The sequence below is a fragment of the Mesorhizobium sp. B2-5-11 genome (assembly GCF_006440835.1).
Classification (GTDB): Bacteria; Pseudomonadota; Alphaproteobacteria; order Rhizobiales; family Rhizobiaceae; genus Mesorhizobium.
In genome coordinates, this window is sequence record NZ_VFUK01000001.1 from 176,025 (window position 1) to 196,657 (window position 20,633).

13 protein-coding genes are annotated in these 20,633 nt (G+C 64.1%); 5 read left to right on the forward strand and 8 right to left on the reverse strand.

Features of this window, described 5'->3' with window-relative positions:
• Positions 1 to 32 precede the first annotated feature (32 nt).
• Positions 33 to 1,085 (forward strand): substrate-binding domain-containing protein, encoded by a 1,053-nt coding sequence (locus FJ490_RS00840; RefSeq protein WP_140623603.1) that lies wholly within the window; start codon positions 33 to 35, stop codon positions 1,083 to 1,085.
• A gap of 74 nt (positions 1,086 to 1,159) precedes the next feature.
• On the opposite strand, the gene FJ490_RS00845 is transcribed toward FJ490_RS00840, so the two are convergent.
• From FJ490_RS00845 to FJ490_RS00860, 4 genes are all read right to left on the reverse strand, one after another.
• Complete coding sequence (locus FJ490_RS00845; RefSeq protein WP_140728112.1) at positions 1,160 to 1,426, reverse strand: type II toxin-antitoxin system YafQ family toxin; 267 nt, start codon at positions 1,424 to 1,426, stop codon at positions 1,160 to 1,162.
• A gap of 1 nt (position 1,427) precedes the next feature.
• Entirely contained in the window at positions 1,428 to 1,685 is a 258-nt protein-coding gene (locus FJ490_RS00850; protein WP_140520872.1) for a type II toxin-antitoxin system RelB/DinJ family antitoxin, read from the reverse strand.
• Between the two features lie 82 nt (positions 1,686 to 1,767).
• Positions 1,768 to 3,822 (reverse strand): bifunctional aldolase/short-chain dehydrogenase, encoded by a 2,055-nt coding sequence (locus FJ490_RS00855; RefSeq protein WP_140728113.1) that lies wholly within the window; start codon positions 3,820 to 3,822, stop codon positions 1,768 to 1,770.
• Positions 3,823 to 3,901: 79 nt separating this feature from the next.
• Positions 3,902 to 4,867 carry a sugar-binding transcriptional regulator gene (locus FJ490_RS00860; protein ID WP_140497839.1) on the reverse strand — a complete coding sequence of 322 codons (966 nt, stop codon included), beginning with the start codon at positions 4,865 to 4,867 and terminating at the stop codon, positions 3,902 to 3,904.
• 193 nt (positions 4,868 to 5,060) lie between these two features.
• Between FJ490_RS00860 and FJ490_RS00865 the strand changes: the two genes are divergently transcribed.
• The 4 genes from FJ490_RS00865 to FJ490_RS00880 all read left to right on the forward strand — a co-directional run bounded on the left by FJ490_RS00865 (position 5,061) and on the right by FJ490_RS00880 (position 12,315).
• Positions 5,061 to 6,701 (forward strand): acyl-CoA synthetase, encoded by a 1,641-nt coding sequence (locus tag FJ490_RS00865; protein WP_140728114.1) that lies wholly within the window; start codon positions 5,061 to 5,063, stop codon positions 6,699 to 6,701.
• A 405-nt stretch (positions 6,702 to 7,106) separates the two neighbouring features.
• Positions 7,107 to 7,715, forward strand: a complete 609-nt coding sequence (locus FJ490_RS00870) for a TetR family transcriptional regulator (RefSeq protein WP_140497843.1) — start codon at positions 7,107 to 7,109, stop codon at positions 7,713 to 7,715.
• A 56-nt stretch (positions 7,716 to 7,771) separates the two neighbouring features.
• Entirely contained in the window at positions 7,772 to 8,917 is a 1,146-nt protein-coding gene (locus tag FJ490_RS00875; protein ID WP_140497845.1) for an efflux RND transporter periplasmic adaptor subunit, read from the forward strand.
• Between the two features lie 248 nt (positions 8,918 to 9,165).
• A complete protein-coding gene (locus FJ490_RS00880) occupies positions 9,166 to 12,315 on the forward strand; it encodes an efflux RND transporter permease subunit (protein ID WP_140728115.1) in 3,150 nt (1,049 codons plus the stop codon).
• 78 nt (positions 12,316 to 12,393) lie between these two features.
• On the opposite strand, the gene FJ490_RS00885 is transcribed toward FJ490_RS00880, so the two are convergent.
• The 4 genes from FJ490_RS00885 to FJ490_RS00900 all read right to left on the reverse strand — a co-directional run bounded on the left by FJ490_RS00885 (position 12,394) and on the right by FJ490_RS00900 (position 20,632).
• Positions 12,394 to 14,103, reverse strand: a complete 1,710-nt coding sequence (locus FJ490_RS00885; RefSeq protein ID WP_140564312.1) for an APC family permease — start codon at positions 14,101 to 14,103, stop codon at positions 12,394 to 12,396.
• Positions 14,104 to 14,354: 251 nt separating this feature from the next.
• Positions 14,355 to 16,724 (reverse strand): aminomethyltransferase family protein, encoded by a 2,370-nt coding sequence (locus FJ490_RS00890; protein WP_140728116.1) that lies wholly within the window; start codon positions 16,722 to 16,724, stop codon positions 14,355 to 14,357.
• 307 nt (positions 16,725 to 17,031) lie between these two features.
• On the reverse strand, positions 17,032 to 17,658 hold the full coding sequence (locus FJ490_RS00895; protein ID WP_140728117.1) for a sarcosine oxidase subunit gamma family protein: 627 nt from the start codon (positions 17,656 to 17,658) through the stop codon (positions 17,032 to 17,034).
• A complete protein-coding gene (locus tag FJ490_RS00900) occupies positions 17,651 to 20,632 on the reverse strand; it encodes a sarcosine oxidase subunit alpha (RefSeq protein ID WP_140728118.1) in 2,982 nt (993 codons plus the stop codon). The genes FJ490_RS00895 and FJ490_RS00900 overlap by 8 nt, the downstream gene beginning before the upstream one ends.
• Position 20,633 lies beyond the last annotated feature (1 nt).

The window sequence follows — 20,633 nt, forward strand, 5'->3', positions numbered from 1 at the left end:
CGGGTTGCATTTCAACAAGTGGAGGAAACGACGTGAACATCACAAGAAGACTTTTGGGCAAAGCAGCGCTCGGGCTCGCCGGCGCGGCGTTGCTGGTGCAAGGGACGGCCCTGGCTGCCGATCGCCCGGCGCCGTTCGACAAGCCAGGCGTCAAGATCGCCTTGGTGCGCTATCTCTCGACCGGTGACTTCTTCCAGGCCTATCTGTCCGGCGTCGAGGCGCAGGCCAAGGCCCTCGGCGTCGACCTGCGCGTGCTCGACAGCCGCCAGGACGCCGCCCTCCAGGCCGACATGGTCGACCAGGCCATCGCGCTTGGCGTGCAGGGTATCATCATCCAGCACGGCCTGACGGAATCGATGAAGGACGCCGCCCAGCGCGCGGTCGACGCCGGCATCAAGGTGGTCGCTTTCGACGTCAACGTCGAAAACCCCAAGATCCCGCAGATCGAGCAGTCAGACCGCGACCTTGCGCGCCTCGCGCTCGAGCAGGCGGTCAAGGACAATGGCGAGAGCTGGAAGGCCGGCTATGTCTATGTCGCGGGCATAGCCCCGCTCGACCGCCGCAATGAAACATGGGTCGACGTGAAGAAGAAATACTCGGGCATCAACGAAGTCGCCATGTTCGGCACGCTGGACAACCCGATCGCCAACTCGGTCGCCAACCAGGCGCGCTCGGTGCTGACCGCCCATCCCGACATCAAGGTGATGTTTGCTCCCTATGACGAGTTCGCCAAGGGCGTGAAGATCGCCGTCGACGAGGCGGGCTTGAACAAGGACATCAAGATCTATTCGGCCGACATCTCGACCTCTGACATTGCGGCGATGCGCGAGCCCGACAGCGCCTGGGCGGCAACCGCGGCCACCAATCCGGCCGTCGTCGGCCAGGTCTCGGTGCGTGCGCTGGCGCAGCTGCTGGCCGGCGAAGACCCCGGACACAACGTCGTCGTGCCGCCGACGCTGATCACCCAGAAGGACCTTCTCGACAAGGACATCAAGAATATGGAGGACCTGTCGGCCAAGCTGCCGCAGTTCGCCCATGCCGATGTCGCCATGCCGGCCTGGATGCCGAACCCGAACGCGAAGTAGGCCAATCGATATTGCAATTCGCTCACACTTGGAACAGCCGCTTGCAGCAACTGCAGGCGGCTTTTTTGCTGTCTTCATTCGTTGAACAGATCGGAGTAGGAGCCGGTGCGGGCAAGCCGCAGCTCATCGTCGGCAATGCGGTAGATCAAGAGCCAATCAGGTTCTACATGCGCATCCCGATAGTCTTTCCAGTCGCCTTTTAGAGGGTGATCCTTATAACGCGCCGGCAGTCCGGCGATGAGCAGGCCCAACAACTCGCGCAATTTAGCGAGGTCTTTGCCACGCTTCTCCATGCGCTTAACGTCCCTGCGGAATTGCCCGGAGTGAACGGGCGTCGGCATGTCAGATGCCCAAATCCTTGAACAATTCGTCGGCTGACGCGAAACGCTTGCCTTTGCCTTTTTCCAATTCGGCAATGGCCTTTTGGGTGGTTGCGTTCGGCACCTTCACCGGAAAGGGAAATTCCTTGTCGGCGGCGACGCGGACCAGCAGCAGGCGAATGGCGTCGGAGACCGACAGTCCCATTGCCGCCAGGGCTTCGGTAGCCTGGTCCTTTGTCGCCGTATCAATTCGAGCGCGGACAACCGTATCCGTTGCCATATTGTGACTCCTTGAGTTTGAGCCGCAATGTAGCTACACGCTGGTGTTCTTGCAAGCCTCCTGTGCGCTATGCGTGACCGTGCTACCGCAGCGCCGCCGCGATATTGCCGCCGTCGACCGTCGTTACGTCGGCGGTTGTGCGGTCGGCCAGCGCGTGGTGCAGGAAAGCCTGCGCCACGTCCTGCGCGGTCACTTCCTGGCCGAGCAGATTGCCGGACATGTATTCTTTTTCCGAGACACCGCGCGCGCCGGAACGGCTTGCGATCATGGCGTCGGTCAACAGCCCGGAGCGGATGCGGTCGGCATTGACGGCGTTGGAACGGATGCCATGCGCGCCGTAATCCAGTGCATATTGCCGGGACAGGAACAGCGTCGCCGCCTTCGGCACGCCATAGGCGCCGAATTTCGGACCCGGATTGACCGCCTGCTTGGAGGTGTTGAACAGGAGAGCGCCGCCGGTGCCCTGTTCGAGCATGATGCGCACCGCGTTCTGCGCCACCGACTGGTGGGCGAAGAAATTGAGCTCGAAGCTCTTGCGCAGCAGCGCGTCGTCAAGTTCGCCGATCCGGCCTTCCCAGGCGGCACCGGCATTGGACACCACTATGTCGACGCCGCCATACACGGCGACCGCCTTGTCGAAGGCTGCACGCACTTGGTCCGGATCGGTGATATCGGCGGCGACGCCGATCGAATTGTTGCCCGCTTTCTTGGCCGCATCAGCGGCTTTTTCGCCATCGAGATCGACGACCACCGCATGGGCGCCATTGTCGGCGAAAAGCTTGGCTGTCGCGGCGCCGATCGCACCGGCTCCGCCAGTGATCAGCACGACCTGGCCGGTCAGCGGCTTCGGCTTGTTGGAGGCGAGTTTGGCCTGTTCCAGCGACCAGTATTCGAGCGGGAACAGGTCGGCCTTGGAAAGCGGATGAAAACGGCCGACCGCCTCGGCGCCACGCACGGCCTCGATCCACATTTCGCCGACATCGGAAGCGATCCTGGCATCCTTCAGCGTGCGGCCATGGCCGAACATGCCGAGCCCCGGCACCAGCGTCAGCCGCGGCATCGGGTCGAGCATGGTGCGTTTGACGTCGTCGAGCGCGTCATTGGTCTCGAAATAGGCGCGGTATTCCTTGGCGAAGGCGTCGACATGGCTCTTGATGACGGCCTTGTGGTCGCCGGCCTTGTCCGCATCTGGCGCCGGCACCGCCATCGGCCCGGTCTTGATGCGGATCGACAGGTCCGGCGTCGACACGCCGCGCGCGGCGTAGTCGGCGATCTCGGCCGAATTGATGAAATCGACGATCGCATCCGAGGTGCGGAAATCGCTGATCATGCGGTCGAAGCGGCCTTCGCCGCGTGCCACCGCCACGGCGCCGCGCAACATAGGAGCGATGGAAGCCGGCGTCGCGAGCTTCGCCGGAAGCGCGGCCTTTGCCGCCTTGGGCTTGGCATGCTTGGCTACATACTCCTCGGCGACATTCACATAGTGGATCATCCGGTTGTAGGCCTGCTTGGCGTCGTCGCCGAAGGTGAAGATGCCGTGCTTGTCGAGGATCAGTCCTTCCACATCAGGGTCGGCATCGAAGACGTCGGCCGCCGCCTTGGCGAGGTCGAAGCCCGGCATGATGTAGGGCACGTAGCCCATCTTGGTCCCGAACACCGTCTTCACCAGCGGCTTGCTGTCTTCCTGGTCGACGATCGCCAGGATGGCGGTCGAGTGCGTGTGGTCGACGAATTTGTGCGGCAGGAAGGCATGCAGCAATGTCTCGACCGAAGGATTGGGCGAGGACGGATCGATGAGGTTCGCCCGCTGCAGCGCGACCATGTCCTCGTCGGAGAGCTTGTCCAGCGCGCGCGCCTTGATGAGCGCGCCCATCTTCACCGCCGGCAGGCCCTGCGGCTCGATGACGGCCATATCCCAGCCGCTGCCCTTGACGCACAGCACGTCCCATTCGTCGCCGACGAGGTCGGTCGCCTTGGTCTTGCAGGAGGTGTTGCCGCCGCCATGCAGCACCAGTCGCGGTTCGCCGCCCAGCAGGCGCGTCGTGTAGACGCGCAGCGCGAGATCGCGTCCGACGCCTTTCTTTGCATAGTCGGCAACCATCTTCTCCGCGTCGCCGTCATTCCACAGGTTCTTCATTAGCTTCGTCCAGTTGCTGTCATAGTGGTGAAACAGGAATGCCACGACGCCTTGATGACGGCCGCGGCAGGAATGGTCTCTAGGATACCTTTTTGCCTGGCGCTCCGGCATGATCCAGAAGCCGCTGCGCCATATCGGCGCCGACCACCAGATGTGTGCAAAGACCGCCGGCGATCGCCGCGAGCAGGGGTTCGAACTTGCTGTTCTCCTGCACCACCATCAGCCGCTTCTGAATGGCGCGCAGCGAGGAAAGCTCCGCCGAGATCACCCGCCGGTTGTAGCCGCAGTCGAGCACCTTGCCCTCGGCATCGATGATCTGCCCGGCAATGACGCCGGCCGCGCCCGCCTTGCGCAGGTCGGCCATTTCGTCTGATGTCAGCGCGCCGCATTTGACCAGATGGCTGTCGGCATCGACGGCGCCGACCGAATACAGCGCCAGATCGCATTCGTGGATGCTCGACAGCTGTTCGCGGATTACAGGCTCGGCCCGCAGGCCGCGCGCCAGCTCTTCGGTGGTCAGCACGAGCGGCGCGTAGAAATTGATGCCCTTGGCGTTGAGCCGCCGGGCGATCTCCATCGTGCACTGGTCGGGACGATAGGAATAGGGCGCGCCGAGATTGCCGCAGAGCTGCACCACGGTGACATCCTGGAGATCGGCGTAGGACATGATGTCGGCGATCATGTAGACGGTGCGTCCCCAGGCGACGCCGATGCGGTCGCCTTTTTTCACCAGTTCGAGAAAGACGCTCGCCGCCAGCACCGCGATGTCGGTGGCGGGATCGGCGATATGGCCGTTTTCCGGCGCGATCCAGACCGCGTCGAGACCGAGTGCATCCTCGAGCTTGCGCGCCATGACGTCGTCGGTGAAAAGCTGGGTCGAGGTCGAGATGTTGACGATGCCGGTCTCGCGCGCCTTGCGCAGATACATGGCAACCGAGGCGCGGGAAATGTTAAGCTGGCTCGCCACCTGGTCCTGGCGCAGGCCATGCGCATAATAGAGCCAGGCGGCCTTGTGGATAAGTTGTTCTGCCGGTCGGATTGCCATGCCTTCTCCTCGGCTGACATTAGTCACGGCTCTCGACAAAAGTCAAACCGCGCGGAGGTACGCGATGCCTTTACGCGCGGCAAATCTAGATCATCATTGCGCCAGACGCGCTTTGTCGTGGCATCGTTGCTGGTGACGCGGCCCCAGCCTGTGGTTAGAACATGTCGGCAAAGGGACATACGGGGAGGACACGATGGGCAACCCTTACGAACAGGATCTCGACAGGAACGCTGCCAACCACCAGCCGCTGACGCCGCTCACTTATCTGGAGCGGGCCGCCAAGACCTATCCCGATCATGTCGCCATCATCCATGGCCGGCAGCGCGTGACGTATCGCGATTTCTGGCGGCGTTCGCTGCAGCTCGCCTTGGCGCTCTCCAGGCGCGGCATAGGCAAGGGCGACACGGTGACGGTGATGCTGTCGAACACGCCGCCGATGCTGGAGGCGCATTTCGGCGTGCCAATGGCCAAGGCGGTGCTGCATTCGCTCAACACTCGCCTCGACGCCGCCGTGATCGCTTTCCAGCTCGACCATGCCGGGACCAGAGTGCTTATCGTCGATCGCGAATTCTCCGAAGTGGTTCGGCAAGCGCTTGACCTGGCCAAGGTGAAGCCCCTGGTCATCGACTATGACGATCCCGACTACGCCGCGGACGCTCCCTATCCGAAGGGCGGTCGCATCGGCACTCTCGACTACGAGGCCTTCGTCGCCGAGGGCGAGGGCAATTTTGCCTGGTCGGTGCCTGACGACGAGTGGGACGCCATTTCGCTCAACTACACCTCGGGCACGACAGGCAACCCGAAAGGCGTCGTCTATCATCATCGGGGTGCTGCGCTGATGGCCTACGCCAACACCGTCCATGCCGGCATGGCCAAGCACGCGGTCTATCTGTGGACACTGCCGATGTTCCACTGCAATGGCTGGTGCTTTCCGTGGACGTTGGCCGTCCAGGCCGGCACCCATATCTGTCTGCGCTGGGTTCGGCCGAAGCAGATCTACGACGCCATCGCCGACCATGGCGTCACCCATCTGTGCGGCGCGCCGATCGTCATGTCGGTGCTGATCAACGCCAGGGATGAGGACAAGCGCCAGTTCCCGCAAGCCGTCACCTTCAACACGGCCGCCGCGCCGCCGCCGGAAGCGGTGCTCACCGGCATGGCCGATGCCGGCTTCGCCGTCACGCATCTCTATGGTCTGACCGAGACCTACGGCCCGGCGGTGGTGAACGAATGGCACAATGAGTGGGATCATCTGGAGAAGGGGCAGAGGGCCACGAGGAAGGCCAGGCAAGGCGTCCGCTACGCCGCGCTCGAAGGCCTCACGGTGATGGATCCCGAAACGATGACGCAGACGCCCGCCGACGGCCAGACCATCGGCGAGGTCATGTTTCGCGGCAACATCGTCATGAAAGGCTATCTCAGGAACCGCAAGGCCACCGACGAGGCGTTCGCCGGCGGCTGGTTCCACTCCGGCGATCTCGGCGTCATGCATGCGGATGGATATATCCAGCTCAAGGACCGCTCCAAGGACATCATCATTTCGGGCGGCGAGAACATTTCCTCGATCGAGGTCGAGGACGCGCTCTACAAGCACCCGTCCGTTGCGTCTTGCGGCGTGGTGGCGCGGGCGGACGAGAAATGGGGCGAGGTGCCGGTCGCCTATGTCGAGCTGAAGCCTGGCAAGACGGCGACCGAGGCAGAGATCATCGAGCATTGCCGCGCGCTGCTTGCCCGCTTCAAGCTGCCGAAAGCGGTGGTGTTCGCCGAGATCCCCAAGACCTCGACGGGGAAGATCCAGAAATTCCGGCTAAGGGAGATGGCGAAGGAGGCGTAGGCCGCATGGCCGCTCTTGCCATGACCTCGACAATTTGCGGCGGGCCTTGTGACTTCGTCATCCCAGGGCGAAGCAAGGACCAAGCGACGCGGCGCAGACCCTAGGATCCATGCCCTGATGTCAGTCAAAAAATGAGGTGGATCAGGAAGTTACTGTAGCCTACAGCAGCCATCCTCGACGGCCGGAGCACGGCCGCAAGGCCACGGCATGGATCCTAGGATTTCCGCGACGTCGCTTCGCGACTGCTCCACCCTGGGATGACGAAGTGCGAGGCGAGCCACCCCCCTCACTGTCACCATCTGTCACCATTTTGTACGCGTACGCCGAATCCGCGTTGACATCGCGTTCCTTTCGATTTACGAGTGACGAAAATCAAAATTCATCACTAGTAAATCGAAAGAGGCTATGTCCGAAACCGCCAACCTCGTCGCCGATGCCGCTCGCCAGGAGAATGTAACGCGCATTCTCGATTGCGCCGAGCGCCTGTTCCGGCACTATGGCTACGGCAAGACCAATGTCGCCGACATTGCCCGCGAACTCGGCATGTCGCCAGCCAACATCTATCGCTTCTTTGCGTCCAAGGTCGAAATCCACCAGGCGGTCTGTGGCCGGATGCTCGGGGCCAGCTACAGGATGGCCTACGAGATCATGCATTTGCCGATCAGCGCCGAGGAACGGCTGCGGCGCTACGTGCACGCGCAGTACAAGATGACGATGGAGGTCATGCTCGACGACCAGAAGGTCCATGAGATGGTCATCGTCGCTCTCGAGCGCGATTGGGGCGTCATCGACAAGCATGTCGACAGTATCCACGATCTTTTTGCCGAGGTGATCCGCGAGGGCATCGCGGCCGGCGAATTCAGGGAACAGGATCCGGTGATTGCGTCGCGCTGCTTCGGCGCCGCCACGGTCATTTTGTGCCACCCGCAGATGGTGGCCCAGTGTCTTGCCAAGACCAACCGGGCAATGCCCGACGACCTCATCGACTATGCGATCAAGGCCTTGAAGAAATAGCCGCCGCCCGCCGGGCGCCGGCAACGACAATCAATCTCCAGTTTGGGAGTGCTAAGGTGTCTTCGTCCAATTCCATTATCCGCTGGCTGCCCGTTGCCGGCCTGATCGTCGCGGCACTCGGCCTGGCCGGTTGTTCCCAGGAGAAGGCGGAGGTCAGGGATATCATCCGCCCCGTCAAGGTCGTCGAGATCGGCGCGGCGCAGACCACCCGCCAGCTCGATTACTCCGGCTCGGTGCGTGCTCGCACCGAGATGAATCTCGGCTTCCGCGTTGCCGGCAAGGTCACCGAGAGGCTCGTCGACATCGGCCAGCATGTCACCTCGGGCGACGTCCTCGCCCGCATCGATCCCTCCGATTACGAGCTTTCGGTCAAAAGCGCCGCGGCGAGCCTTGACGCCGCCGAGCGCCAGGTCGAGACGGTGGATCTCGCCAGGAAGCGCGCCGAGCAGCTTTATGCCAAGAATTTCGCGCCGAAATCGCAGCTCGAGCAGGCGACGCTGGCCTACAACCAGGCGGTCGCGACGCGCGATGCCGCCCGCTCGACCCTCGCCCAGGCTCAGAACCAGGTCCACTATACCGACCTCAAGGCGAGCGAGAACGGCATCGTCACCGCGGTCAGTGCCGATGTCGGCCAGGTGGTCGGTGCCGGCACGCCCGTGATGACGGTTGCCGTCGATGGCGAGAAGGAAGTGCTGATCGCGGTACCGGAAATGGATATTGCCGGCTTCAGGCCGGGCAAGGAGGTCAAGGCAAGCTTCTGGGCGGACGATGCGCTGACGCTTGCCGGCAAGGTCCGAGAAGTGGCCGGCAGCGCCGACCCGCAGTCGCGTACCTTCGCCGTTCGCGTCTCGCTTCCCAACGATCCGCGCGTGCTGCTCGGCATGACCGCCAACGTGCAGGCCTCGATCGACAGCAAGACCCAGCTGGTCTCGATCCCGCTCAGCGCCCTGGCTGAAAAGGACGGCCAGAAGATCGTCTGGGCCGTGGACCGCGGCAGCGACACCGTGCATTCGCGTCCGGTCAAGATTGCGAACTTCACCGCCGATGGCGTCGCGGTTGCCGACGGCCTCAAGCAGGGCGACGTCGTGGTTGCCGCTGGCACCCAGTTCATGACCGACAATCTGAAGGTCAAGCTGTCCGGCGATAGTCTCCAGCAGTCCGCCTCGGCGGCGGACGACGCTGCCACCAGCAGCCTGCGCTGACAGCCAGGCACTACGAAAGCCCCCCTGTCTTGGCGGCGCGAGCCGCAAGACCGGGCAGGCCATGGTTTCCGGGCGGCAGGCGCCCGATCGTCGAGACGCCGGCAAGATGGCTCCCCCGCATCATTGTCGCGTCACACGCGATGCGAGTCTCTCCGCTTGAGGGAGCTTCGCCGCCCGGAAGCCAGACGAAGAACGCATGAACGGCATGATGAACCTGCCCTGCAGATCAATTGGACTGGACTGGCGCCATGACCACCGACAGCAACACTGAAAAGCGGCCTTTCAACCTCTCGCGTTGGGCGATCGGGCATCCGAGCATCGCACGTTTCCTGTTCGGCCTGATCATCCTTGCCGGTGCGCTCGGCCTGATGCGCATGGGCCAGAAGGAAGATCCCGATTTCACCTTCCGCGTCATGGTCGTGCAGGCGATCTGGCCGGGTTCTTCGATCCAGGAGATGGAAGACCAGGTCGTCAACAAGATCGAACGCAAGCTGCAGGAAACGCCGCATCTCGACTTCGTGCGCTCCTACACGCGCGCCGGCAGCGCCATCATCACGGTTCAGATCAAGGGCGACACCAATGCTGCCCAGGTCAACGACGCCTTCTATCAGGTGCGCAAGAAGGTCGGCGACATAGCAGGCGATCTGCCGCAGGGCCTGCTCGGCCCCTATTTCAACGATGAATTCGGCGACACCTTCATCACCTTGCATTCGATCAGCGGCGATGGCTTCAGCTATCCCGAATTGAAGAAGTTCGCCATCCAGGCCCGCGATATGCTGCTGACGACGCCCGGCGTCGAAAAGGCGGTCATCATCGGCGACCAGCCCGAGAAGATCTATATCGACGTCTCGTCCAAGGCGCTGGCCGAGCGCGGCCTGACGCTGACTGACCTGCAGAACGCGATCAAGGGACAGAACAATGTCGACCCGGCAGGCTCTGTCGACACCGGCCTGCGCTCGGTCCGCATTTCGGTCGAGGGCGACGTCACCAGGGCGGCCGACATTCGCGAGCTGCGCTTGCGCGCCGGCAACCAGGTGACGCGCCTTGGCGATATCGCCACCGTGAGCTCGGGGCTGGAGGATCCTTTCGAGCGCAAGTACCGGTTCAATGGCCACGAGAGCGTCCAGCTCGGTGTCGTCATGGCCAAGGGCTTCAACGTCACCGATGTCGGCAAGGACGTCGAGGCGACCTACAAGCGATTCGAGGAGGCGCTGCCCTATGGCGTCTCCGTCGACCAGATATCGGACCAACCCGAGGTCGTCAGGGACGCTGTCAGCGAGTTCATGCATGCGCTCGGCGAAGCGCTGCTGATCGTGCTCGTCGTCTCGTTCCTGTCGATCGGCTGGCGCTCCGGACTTGTCATTGCGATCGCCATCCCGCTGGTCCTGGCCGCCACTTTCGCCATCATGTACGAGATCGGCATTGACCTGCAGCGCATTTCTCTCGGCGCCTTGATCATCGCGCTCGGCCTGCTTGTCGACGACGCCATGATCGTCGTCGAGATGATGGAACGCAAGCTGGAGGAGGGGCTGGTCAAGATCGAGGCGGCGGGTTTCGCCTATTCCTCGACCGCTTTCCCGATGCTGACCGGCACGCTGATCACCACCGCCGGCTTCATTCCGGTCGGCTTCGCCGCCTCCACCGCCGGCGAATATGTCCGCACGCTGTTCTACGTCGTCGGCATCGCGCTCGTCGTGTCCTGGTTCGTGGCGGTCTATTTCACGCCATGGCTGGGATATATGATCCTCAAGCAGCGCAAGCATGCCGGCTCCCACCACGACGTCTTCGACACCAGCTTCTATCGCCGGCTTCGCTCGACCGTTACCTGGGCCGTGCGCCATCGCATCATCGTGCTGACGATGACGCTGGTGACCTTCGCCGCCAGCCTGTGGGCCTTCCAGTTCATTCCGCAGAACTTCTTCCCGCAATCGTCTCGCCCGGAAATCCTCGTCGATCTCTGGCTGCCGGAAGGCACCAGCATCAAGGAAGTCGAGACGCAGGCCAAGGCGCTGGAAGCCAAGATGATGGACGACAAGGACAAGCGCTTCATCGCCACCTATATCGGTGAAGGCGCGCCGCGCTTCTTCCTGCCGCTGGACCAGCAGCTCAGGAATCCGAACTTCGCCCAGCTTCTTGTGATGGCCAATGACGAGCCGGCGCGCGAGCGGCTGATCGTCAAGCTGCGTACCATCCTGGCGCAGGACTTCCCCTCCATCCGCGGCAAGGTCGACCGCTTGTTCCTCGGGCCGCCGACAGGCTGGCCGGTGCAGATGCGCGTCATGGGTCCGGACCGCCAGGAAGTGCGGCGCATTGCCGACCAGGTGAAGGCGAAATTCCAGGCCAACCCGCTGCTCGGCGCCGTCCATGACGACTGGCTGGAACCTGTGCCGGCGATGAAGCTGGTCATCGACCAGGACCGCGCCCGCGCGCTGGGCGTCACCTCGCAACGCATTCGCCAGATGCTGCAGGCGTCCATGTCCGGCGCGCCGCTGGGCGACTTCCGCGACGGCGAAGAAACGGTGTCCATCGTCGCCCGCGAGCCGGATGCCAGCCGCGCGCTGCTGTCCTCGGTCGATTCCATCTACATCCCGACCGATTTCGGTGGCTTCGTGCCGCTGTCGCAGGTGGCCAAGGTTGTGCCGGTGCTGGAGCAAGGCGTCGAGTGGCGGCGCGACCGCTTGCCGACCATCAGCGTGCGGGCGACCTTGCCCGACGGCGTGCAGTCCAACGACGTCGTCACCAAGATGTACAACGACATGAAGGGCCTGCGCGACGGCCTGGCGCCCGGCTACAAGATCGAGATCCAGGGCGGTGCCGAGGATTCGGCGGAAAGCCAGGCTTCCATCGCCGCCAAGGCGCCGATCATGCTGGCCGTCATCGTCATATTGCTGATGGTCCAGCTGCAGCATTTCGGCAAGGCCATGCTGGTGCTGGCCACCGGTCCGCTCGGCATCATCGGTGCGGCCGCGGCCCTTTTGATCAGCGGCGCGCCGTTCGGCTTCGTCGCCATCCTCGGCGTCATCGCGCTGCTCGGCATCATCATGCGAAACTCCATCATCCTCGTCGACCAGATCGACCAGGACATCGCGAAAGGCATGGAACGCTCCGAAGCGATCATCGGCTCGGCTGTGCGCCGTTTCCGGCCGATCGTGTTGACGGCAATGACCGCGGTTCTGGCGCTGATCCCGATCTCGCGCGGCGTATTCTGGGGGCCGCTCGCCTACGCCATGATGGGCGGCATTCTGGTTGCAACCGTGCTCACCATCCTGGTGCTGCCCGCCGGCTACGCCCTGTTCTTCGGCCGCGAGCGCAAGAAGGTGCCGACCGACGAACAGACGCCCGAACCAGAAATCGTCGAAGGCGTCGAGAGGCCGCAACTCGCTTTGGCGGCTGAATGAACGAAATCGGCCGGTCTCATTTGAGACCGGCCAATTTCTGTTCTTGCGGAGCCGAAGGCCGCTTGCCCGTCAGGCAAATCAGATGACGAAAAACCAGTTGGCGATCAGCATTACCGCCACGCCGGCGACCAGCGTCAGATAGGGCAGCATGCCCGCCTTTTTCACCGAGAGGTCCGCTCCCGCCATGCCGAGGTCGGCCAGCATGTGGTCGGGGAACTTGCCGCCGTCCTGGATGTAATGGCGGAAGCAGAACACCGGGATGATCAGCGCCGCGGTGATCAGCCCGGCCCACAGCGCCATCGGGTTCCACACCTTGGCGCCGGCGCCCATGAAGATCGCGTTGACATAGGCGAAGATCGCCCCGATCCCCAAGAGCCACGTCGGGGCCTTCCACGGCCGCGCGATATGGCCGTTGTCGATGCGATGGATCCAGCCGGCATTGAGGTTGAGGAAGTTGAAGATGATGTAGCCGCAATTGGATACGGCGAGGATGAAGAAGAAGCTCGTCGCATCGGCCGAGGCGATCGCCAGCACGATCAGGTTGAAGCACAGGTCGGTCCACATCGCCCGCGTCGGCGCGCCATGCTCGTTGACGTGGCTGAGGTAGCGCGGCAGCCAGCCGTCGACGGAGCCCTGGTAGAGCGTGCGCGAGGAGCCGGCCATCGCCGTCATGATGCACAGCACAAGCGCCAGGATCATCAGCATCACCAGCAGGCTGTGGATAAGCCCGCCGCCGCCGACCATGCCGGCGAGAGCATCCGCCACGCCCGAACCGTCGACGATCGGCGTCGCCAGCATGCCGTTGAGGCCGAGCACGCCCTGGAAGGTGAACGGCACCAGGATGAACAGCAGCATGCAGAGCAGGCCGGAATAGAAGATGGCCTTGAAGGTATCGGTGCCCGGGTTCTTGAACTCGGAGGTGTAGCAGACGGCGGTCTCGAAGCCGTAGGTCGACCAGGCGGCGATGAACATGCCGCCGAGCACCAGCGTCCAGCCGGCGATGTTCCAGGCGCCGGGCTCTGGCGCATAGGCGGCGGCCAAGGGAACCAGCGGCGAGAAATTGGCCCAGTTGATCTGGCCGGTGAAGATCGGCACGACGCCGACGATCAGCATCGGGACGATGACAAGCAGGCCGATATATTTCTGCACATTGGCGGTGCCCAGGATACCGCGATGCTGGATCGAGAAGATCATCAGCATCAGCACGGCGCCGATGAAGAAGGTGGCGTTGAAGGTGAAGGACACCGGACCCAGCGTGTGGCTGAACGCCGACCACGTGCGGATCGCCGGGGTCGCCGCCGCGGTCACCGCGGTAATGGCGTCGCCGGCGCTCGTTCCGGCATGTGCCGCGATATAGGCGGCGACCTCGGGCGACGTGTCGGTAAAGATCGGCACCGGCGCCAGCGCATTGAGGATATAGGCGGCGGCGATCGAGCAGCCGAGCGAGAGCACCGGCGACCAGGCAAACCAGTTGCACCATACCGACAAGGGCGCGATGAACTTGGAGTAGCGCAGCCAGGCGGTGGCGCCGTAGATCGAGGCGCCGCCCGATTTGTTCGGGAACAGGCCGGCGATCTCGGCATAGGTGAAGGATTGCAGGAAGCCCATGACCATGGACACCGTCCAGATCAGGAAAGCGAGCGTCCCGGTCGTGCCGGCAATGCCGCCGATCGAGAACAGGACGAGGGCCGGGACGCCGCTCGCCACCCAGAAGGCGCCGCGCCAGTCGATATGCCTGAGCAGCTTGCTTTCGGCAGGCTGGTCCAGGACTGTGCTTATGGTGCTCATGTCGGTGAATTCCCCTTTTTGATGTTCCCCGCCGGCGACGCCTCGGCTGTGCGAAGCTTGCTCCCGGCCAATATCGCCGCGACTTCAGTGTTTCCACTCAGTCGTATTTTTTTCTTAGGAGTGAAGATTGATCCGGCGCGCTTTCACGTCAAGCGTTTTGTCGCGCCGTGCACATCACGCTTGCGGGCGGGCGCACAAATGTGCCCCGCGGCGCCGCCGATGGGCAATCCCGTATGCCCGGAAGGCCGCGGTCAGGAACGCGGCCTGGTCTTCTGCGGATCGTAATGGGCGAAGGCCACGACTCGCGCCGGCAGCCGCTTGGCGTGGCCGTCGAGCTTGCCGATTTCAACTCGCGCGCCGATGGCGGCGTGGGTGACATCGAGCCGCGCCAGCGCGATGGTCTTGTTCAGCACCGGCGAGCGCATGCCCGACGTGACGACCCCGATCTGGGCGCGGCCGACATGCACGCAATCGCCATGGCCGACCGCGACGTTGGCATCGATGTCGAGCCCGACCAGTTTGTTCTGCGGGTTCTCCTTGCGCCGGATCAGCGCCTCGCGGCCGATGAAGTCGTCGGTCTTGGACTTCAGCGGCACGGTGAAGCCGATGCCGGCCTCGAACGGGTCGGTCTGGTCGGAGAACTCGTAACCGGCGAAGATCAGCCCGGCCTCGATGCGCACCATGTCCAGCGCCTGCAGGCCCATCGGCTTCAATCCATGCGGCTGGCCGGCGGCCCAGATCGCGTCGAAGACCTTTTCGGCGTCGCGCGGATGACACCAGATCTCGTAGCCGAGTTCACCGGTATAGCCGGTGCGCGAGACGACGACCGGAACGCCATTGCCGCCGCCGATGCGCGCGACGGCGAAGCGGAACCATTCCAGTTCCTCGATCGACGGCTGCAGCGGCGAGGTCCAGATCACCTTCCTCAGGATATCGCGGCTCTTCGGCCCCTGCACGGCGATATTGTGCATCTGGTCGGTGGACGAGCGTACCAGCACGTTGAGGCCGAGCTTTGTCGCCGTCTCGCGCAGCCATTCGCCGGACAGATCGTCGCCGCCGACCCAGCGGAAATTGTCCTTGCCGAGCCTGAGCAGCGTGCCGTCGTCGATCATGCCGCCATGCTCGTAGCACATGGCGGAATAGACGACCTGGCCGACGCCGAGCTTCTTGACGTCGCGGGTCAGCGTGTACTGCAGCAGCGCTTCGGAATCCGGGCCGGTGACCTCGAATTTGCGCAGCGGCGACAGGTCCATGATCACGGCGTCCTGCCGGCAGGCCCAGTATTCGGCGATCGCGCCTTCCCTGGCGAAGGAGTTGGCCAGCCAATAGCCCCTGTACTCGACGAAGTCGCGGGTGTGCTTGGCAAAGCTCGAATGAAAGGAGGTCTCGCGGGTCATTTTCGGTTCCGAATCGGGCGTCATGCGTCTGGCGATCGCACGCGAGAATTTGTGCTGGCCGGAATAGGTGCGCACATGGATGTCGGTCAGGTCCCAGCCATTGGCCGGCGTCGTATCGTCGGGGCAGGCGGAGGACACGCAGACGATGTCGGTCAGGGCCCGCAGCAGCACATAGTCGCCGGGCCGCGACCATGGCTCGTCGGAGACCATGATGCCATGCGCGTCGATTGCCGTGTTGAAGAAGAAGTTGATAGCCATCCAGCCGGCGCGTGGTGTGACGCCCTTGTCCGACAGCGCGCGGTTGAAGTTCTCCGAGCAGTTGGCATGGCCGGGATAGCCGATGTCATCGTAATATTTGGCGGCGCATGCGAGCGCGAAGGCGTCGTGCCGGCCGCATGTGTCCTGCACCACTTCGACCAGCGGCTCCATGTCCTGGTCGTAATATTTCGAGTGCAGCCCCGGCATCGGATAGCTCGCGCCCATCAGCGTGCGTGTCGTCGTCACATCGAGCGGATGGTCGAGCCCCTTGTCCAGCTTGCGCGCCGAAAAGCACTGGAAGTCGGTGCATTGGCGCCCGTCGACGTCGATGATCTGCAGATAGTCGCCGGCTTTGACGAAGTAGGATTCCGCCGTCGCCGAATGGACGCGCAAATCGAGCACCGGATCGGCGAGCGGGTCGGCCAATAGCGACTTCGCCGCCGGACGGATGGTGGCACGCCGCACGATCACGGTAAGCGGCGTCGCCGTATCATGGCCGTCGACCAGCATCGGCCCGCCGGGCGCGGCAATCACCACCGAGCCGTCGCGCACGACGGTGAAAGCTTGTTCGGTGCCGGCCGGCGTGGCGCCGCCGAACACGCGCACCGCCTTGGCCTGGTCGAGCCGCACCTGCCGGCGTGCGAGCCCGCGCCGCAGGGACGCGAGGCTGTCATCGCCCTCGGCAAGCAGCGCCTTGATGCCGGCGGCATTGCTGTTGGAGTTTTCCCCGAGGATGGAGGGATCGGTCGCACCGGTGCCATCCCATGCCAGCAGTTCGCAAGCCTGGCCGCCCTCGACATTGCGCACTGTGATCGTGTCGCCGGCCTCGACCTCGATCAGCACCGCACCATTGCCCTGGACCGTATAGCGCTCCATGCCCGGCGGCAGCGCGATCTGGCCGGGCCGCAGGATCAGGCTCGGCCGGGGTGGTCCGGATGCGACGGCAGGGTAGGGCGACTGGCTCATCTCAGCCTTGCGGTTCGAGAAACAAGTTTGCCTGTGCGTGAAATTATTTTAGCAGCAAGAATAGCAGTGCGGGTGGGTTTGGCAAGGCGGTGGTGGGGCAGGTTCTTCCTTCTCCCCTTGTGGGGTCCGAAGGACGGGGCGAGATCCGTGGCTCGCCCCAGGGCGGTGGATCAGTGCGCAGCGCCGAGACGGTCGAGGGGGTGGGTGACGGAGTGCCGTCATTGCCAAGCTGGAGCACCGCTCATCCGACCTCGCTCCGCGCGGCCACCTTCTCCTACAAGGGGAGAAGGGAAGGGCGCGCGCAAGGCTACGTCACTTCCTCGGAATGGCTGATATCCACACCATATTCCGCCGCCGCATCGAGCATCGTGTGCCACAGGCTCTCGGCAAAGGTCGCGAAGACCAGAGCGTTGAACATCGGCTGTCCGTCCGCCCGATCATTCCCACGCCAGAGCGAGACGCTGGTGTGATCCATCGAGGTTGCGGCGGCAGAGCCGACCGCGAACACACCGGCATGCAGATCGAGCGATGAAAGCTTGGCCAACATCGCCCGCGCCTTGTCACCGGAGATGCTGATCAGCGCCCGCGCATGCGACTGGTCAGACAGCGAAGCCGATCCGGCAAGCAGAGGAGCAAGCGCCTTCATCCCGTGCTTGCCACTCTTCGACAGCACGAAAAACTGATCCGGCCCGGACCAGATCAGCGTGGCGTCCGCAATCCGCACCGCCTTGGGCGCATCCGGACCGGCAATGCCGAAACACGCCGTCGCAGCCCTGGCCAGGTCACCCGCCTTGCCGCGGCGTGCCATCACTTGCACGAGGTCGAAATTGCGGATCTCGGTCAGCGAAACGCCGGTATCGCCCTGCGCGCCATGCGGACCGACGACCAGCGTGCGGTCGAGAGGGCTGCGCGCATCCCAGGTAAATTCAGCCACGCTGGCGCCCTCCATCCGGGTCGTAGAAGACGGGATTGCACAGTTCGACATCATACTCCTCTGCGCGCAGCGGATCGTGCGCGCGCACGGTCTCGCCGATACGCTCGCGACCACGTTCCACGAGAGCAAGCCCGATCCATTGATCCGATGTCGGCGAGAAGCAGACTGAGGTGACATAGCCCTGGTCGTTATCAGGTCCGGGCGTCTGGCCCTTCGGAACGATGTGCGCGCCGGAGCGCAGCCGCCGCGCCTTGTCGGTCGGCTTGATGCCGACGACGACCTGCCGGTCCGGCGCGACCAGTGCCTCGCGCCCGGCCATGATGCGGCCCACAAAATCCTTCTTGGTCGACATCATCTTGCCCAGGCCGAGGTCGGCGGCCGTGGTCGTGCCGTTCAGTTCCGGTCCGGCGACATGGCCCTTTTCGATGCGCATGACGCCAAGAGCCTCGGTGCCGTATGGCGTCACGCCGAACGGCTTGCCGGCCAGCATCAGATTGCGCACGAGCGCCTCGCCATAGCGCGCCGGCACCGAAATTTCGAACGCCATTTCGCCGGAGAAAGAGATGCGGAACAGCCGCGCCTTGATGCCGCCGCGCAGCGCGACTTCGCGTGCACCCATGAAGGGGAAGCCCTCGTTCGACAGGTCCTCTGTCGGGTCGACGATCTCCTTCAGCAGATCTCGGGTCTTCGGCCCGGCGATCGAGAATTGCGCCCACTGGTCGGAGACCGAGGTCAGTTGCACGTCCAATTCGGGAAACAGCACCTGCCGGCAGAATTCGAGATGCTGCATCACCAGTCCGGCCTTGGCGGTGGTGGTGGTGAGGAAATAATGATCCTCGGCCAGCCGCGAGGTCGTGCCGTCGTCGTAGACGAACCCGTCTTCGCGCAACATCAGCCCGTAGCGTGCCTTGCCGACGGCGAGGTTGGAAAAGGTGTTGATGTAGACGCGGTCGAGGAAGGCGCCGGCATCGGGGCCGTGCACGTCGATCTTGCCGAGCGTCGAGACATCGCAGAAGCCGACGCCGGAACGCACCGTCTTGACCTCGCGTGTGACTGATTCCAGCCAGTCCTTCTCGCCCGTGTGCGGATACCATTGCGCGCGCTTCCACAGGCCGGTGTCGACGAAGACGGCACCCTGTTCGGCGGCCCAGTGATGCGAGGGCGTCAGCCTTGTGGCGTGGAAAGTCTCGTCGCGGTGATGGCCGGCAAAGGCGCCGATCGCGACCGGCACATAGGGCGGGCGGTAGATCGTCGTGCCGGTTTCGGGAATGGACTTGCCCGACACCGCAGCCATGATGGCGAGGCCGGCGACGTTGGAGGTCTTGCCCTGGTCGGTCGCCATGCCGAGCGTCGTGTAGCGCTTCAGATGCTCGACCGATTCAAAGCCCTCACGCTGTGCGAGTTCGATGTCGGAAGCTGTGACATCGTGCTGCTGGTCGACGAACGCCTTGCCCTTGCCGGCGACATGCCAGAGCGGCGTCAACGAGAACGCCTCGTCATCGGCAGTCGGCGCTGTGCCGGCCTTGCCGCAGCGCCCGGCGTCGAGCGCGGCCGCCGCGCCTGCTGCAAACCCTCCCGCCAGGCAGGCGCCGAGACCGAACGAGCCATTGGCTGCACCGGCGGCGACCATGCCGGGAGGCGCTCCGTCGGGCACGAAGGCGGCGATGTCGTCGCGCCATTTCGGCCGGCCGCGATGATAGGAGGTGAGCCCGACCGCCGGGTTCCAGCCGCCGGAGACGGCAAGCCCGTCCGCTTCCACTTCGGCTCGCGCGCCGCCGGTGAGAGAGACGGAGATTTTCCTCACACCGTCCTTGCCGCCGTCCGCACGGCTGACGGCGCCATGCAGCACCGGGAAGCCGCTCTTCGAGGCGAGCGAACGATGGGCGGGCGAGACGTCAGGCCGTGCGTCGATGACCGCCGCAATCTGCAAGCCTGCGCCGAGTACTGTCTCGACCGTGCGCCAGCCATCCTCATTGTTGGTGAACAGCGCGATGCGTTTTGCCGGCGCGGCGGCATAGCGCGCGACATAGGTCCGCATGGCCGAAGCCATCATCACGCCGGGCGTATCGTTGCCGGCAAAGACGACCGGCCGCTCGAGGGCGCCGGCCGCGACGACGCAACGCCTGGACACGATGCGCCACATGCGCTGGCGCACCTGGTGCTCGGGCGGCGAGGGCAGATGGTCGTTGACCCGCTCGATCGCGCCATAGGTGCCGCCATCGTAGACGCCGAACAGCGTCGTGCGGGTCATGATGCGGACATCGGGCATTGCCTCGAGTTCCGCCAGGGTTCGCGACAGCCACTCGGCTGCCGGCAGCCCGTCGATCGTGCCGCCATCCGAGAGCAGGCGGCCGCCGGGAATAAAATCCTCTTCGCACAGGATGACGCGGGCGCCGGAGCGGCCGGCGGCAAGGGCCGCCGCAAGCCCGGTCGGGCCGGAGCCGGCGATCAGCACGTCGCAATGCGCCCAGGCCTTGTCATAGTGGTCGGGATCGGCAACGCCGGCGGCGCGGCCGAGGCCTGCGGCGCGGCGGATCGCCGGCTCGTAGATCGCCTCCCAGAATTTGGCCGGCCACATGAAGGTCTTGTAGTAGAAGCCGGCGACGAAGATCGGCGCGAAGAGCTGGTTGACCGACATCACGTCGAAATGGAGCGACGGCCAGCGGTTCTGGCTGACGGCCTCGAGCCCTTCATAGAGCTCGGCGGTCGTGGCCTTGGTGTTCGGCTCGCGGCGTGCGCCGGTGCGCAGTTCGACCAGCGCGTTGGGCTCTTCCGAGCCGGCGGTCAGAATGCCGCGCGGACGGTGGTATTTGAACGAGCGGCCGACCAGCTTGACGCCGTTGGCGATCAGCGCCGACGCCAGCGTGTCGCCCTCGAAGCCGAAGAACGTCTTGCCATCGAAGCGGAAGCTCAGCGGTGACGAACGATCGACGAGGCCGCCAGTGGAGAGACGATTGGACTGGGAGGAAATCACG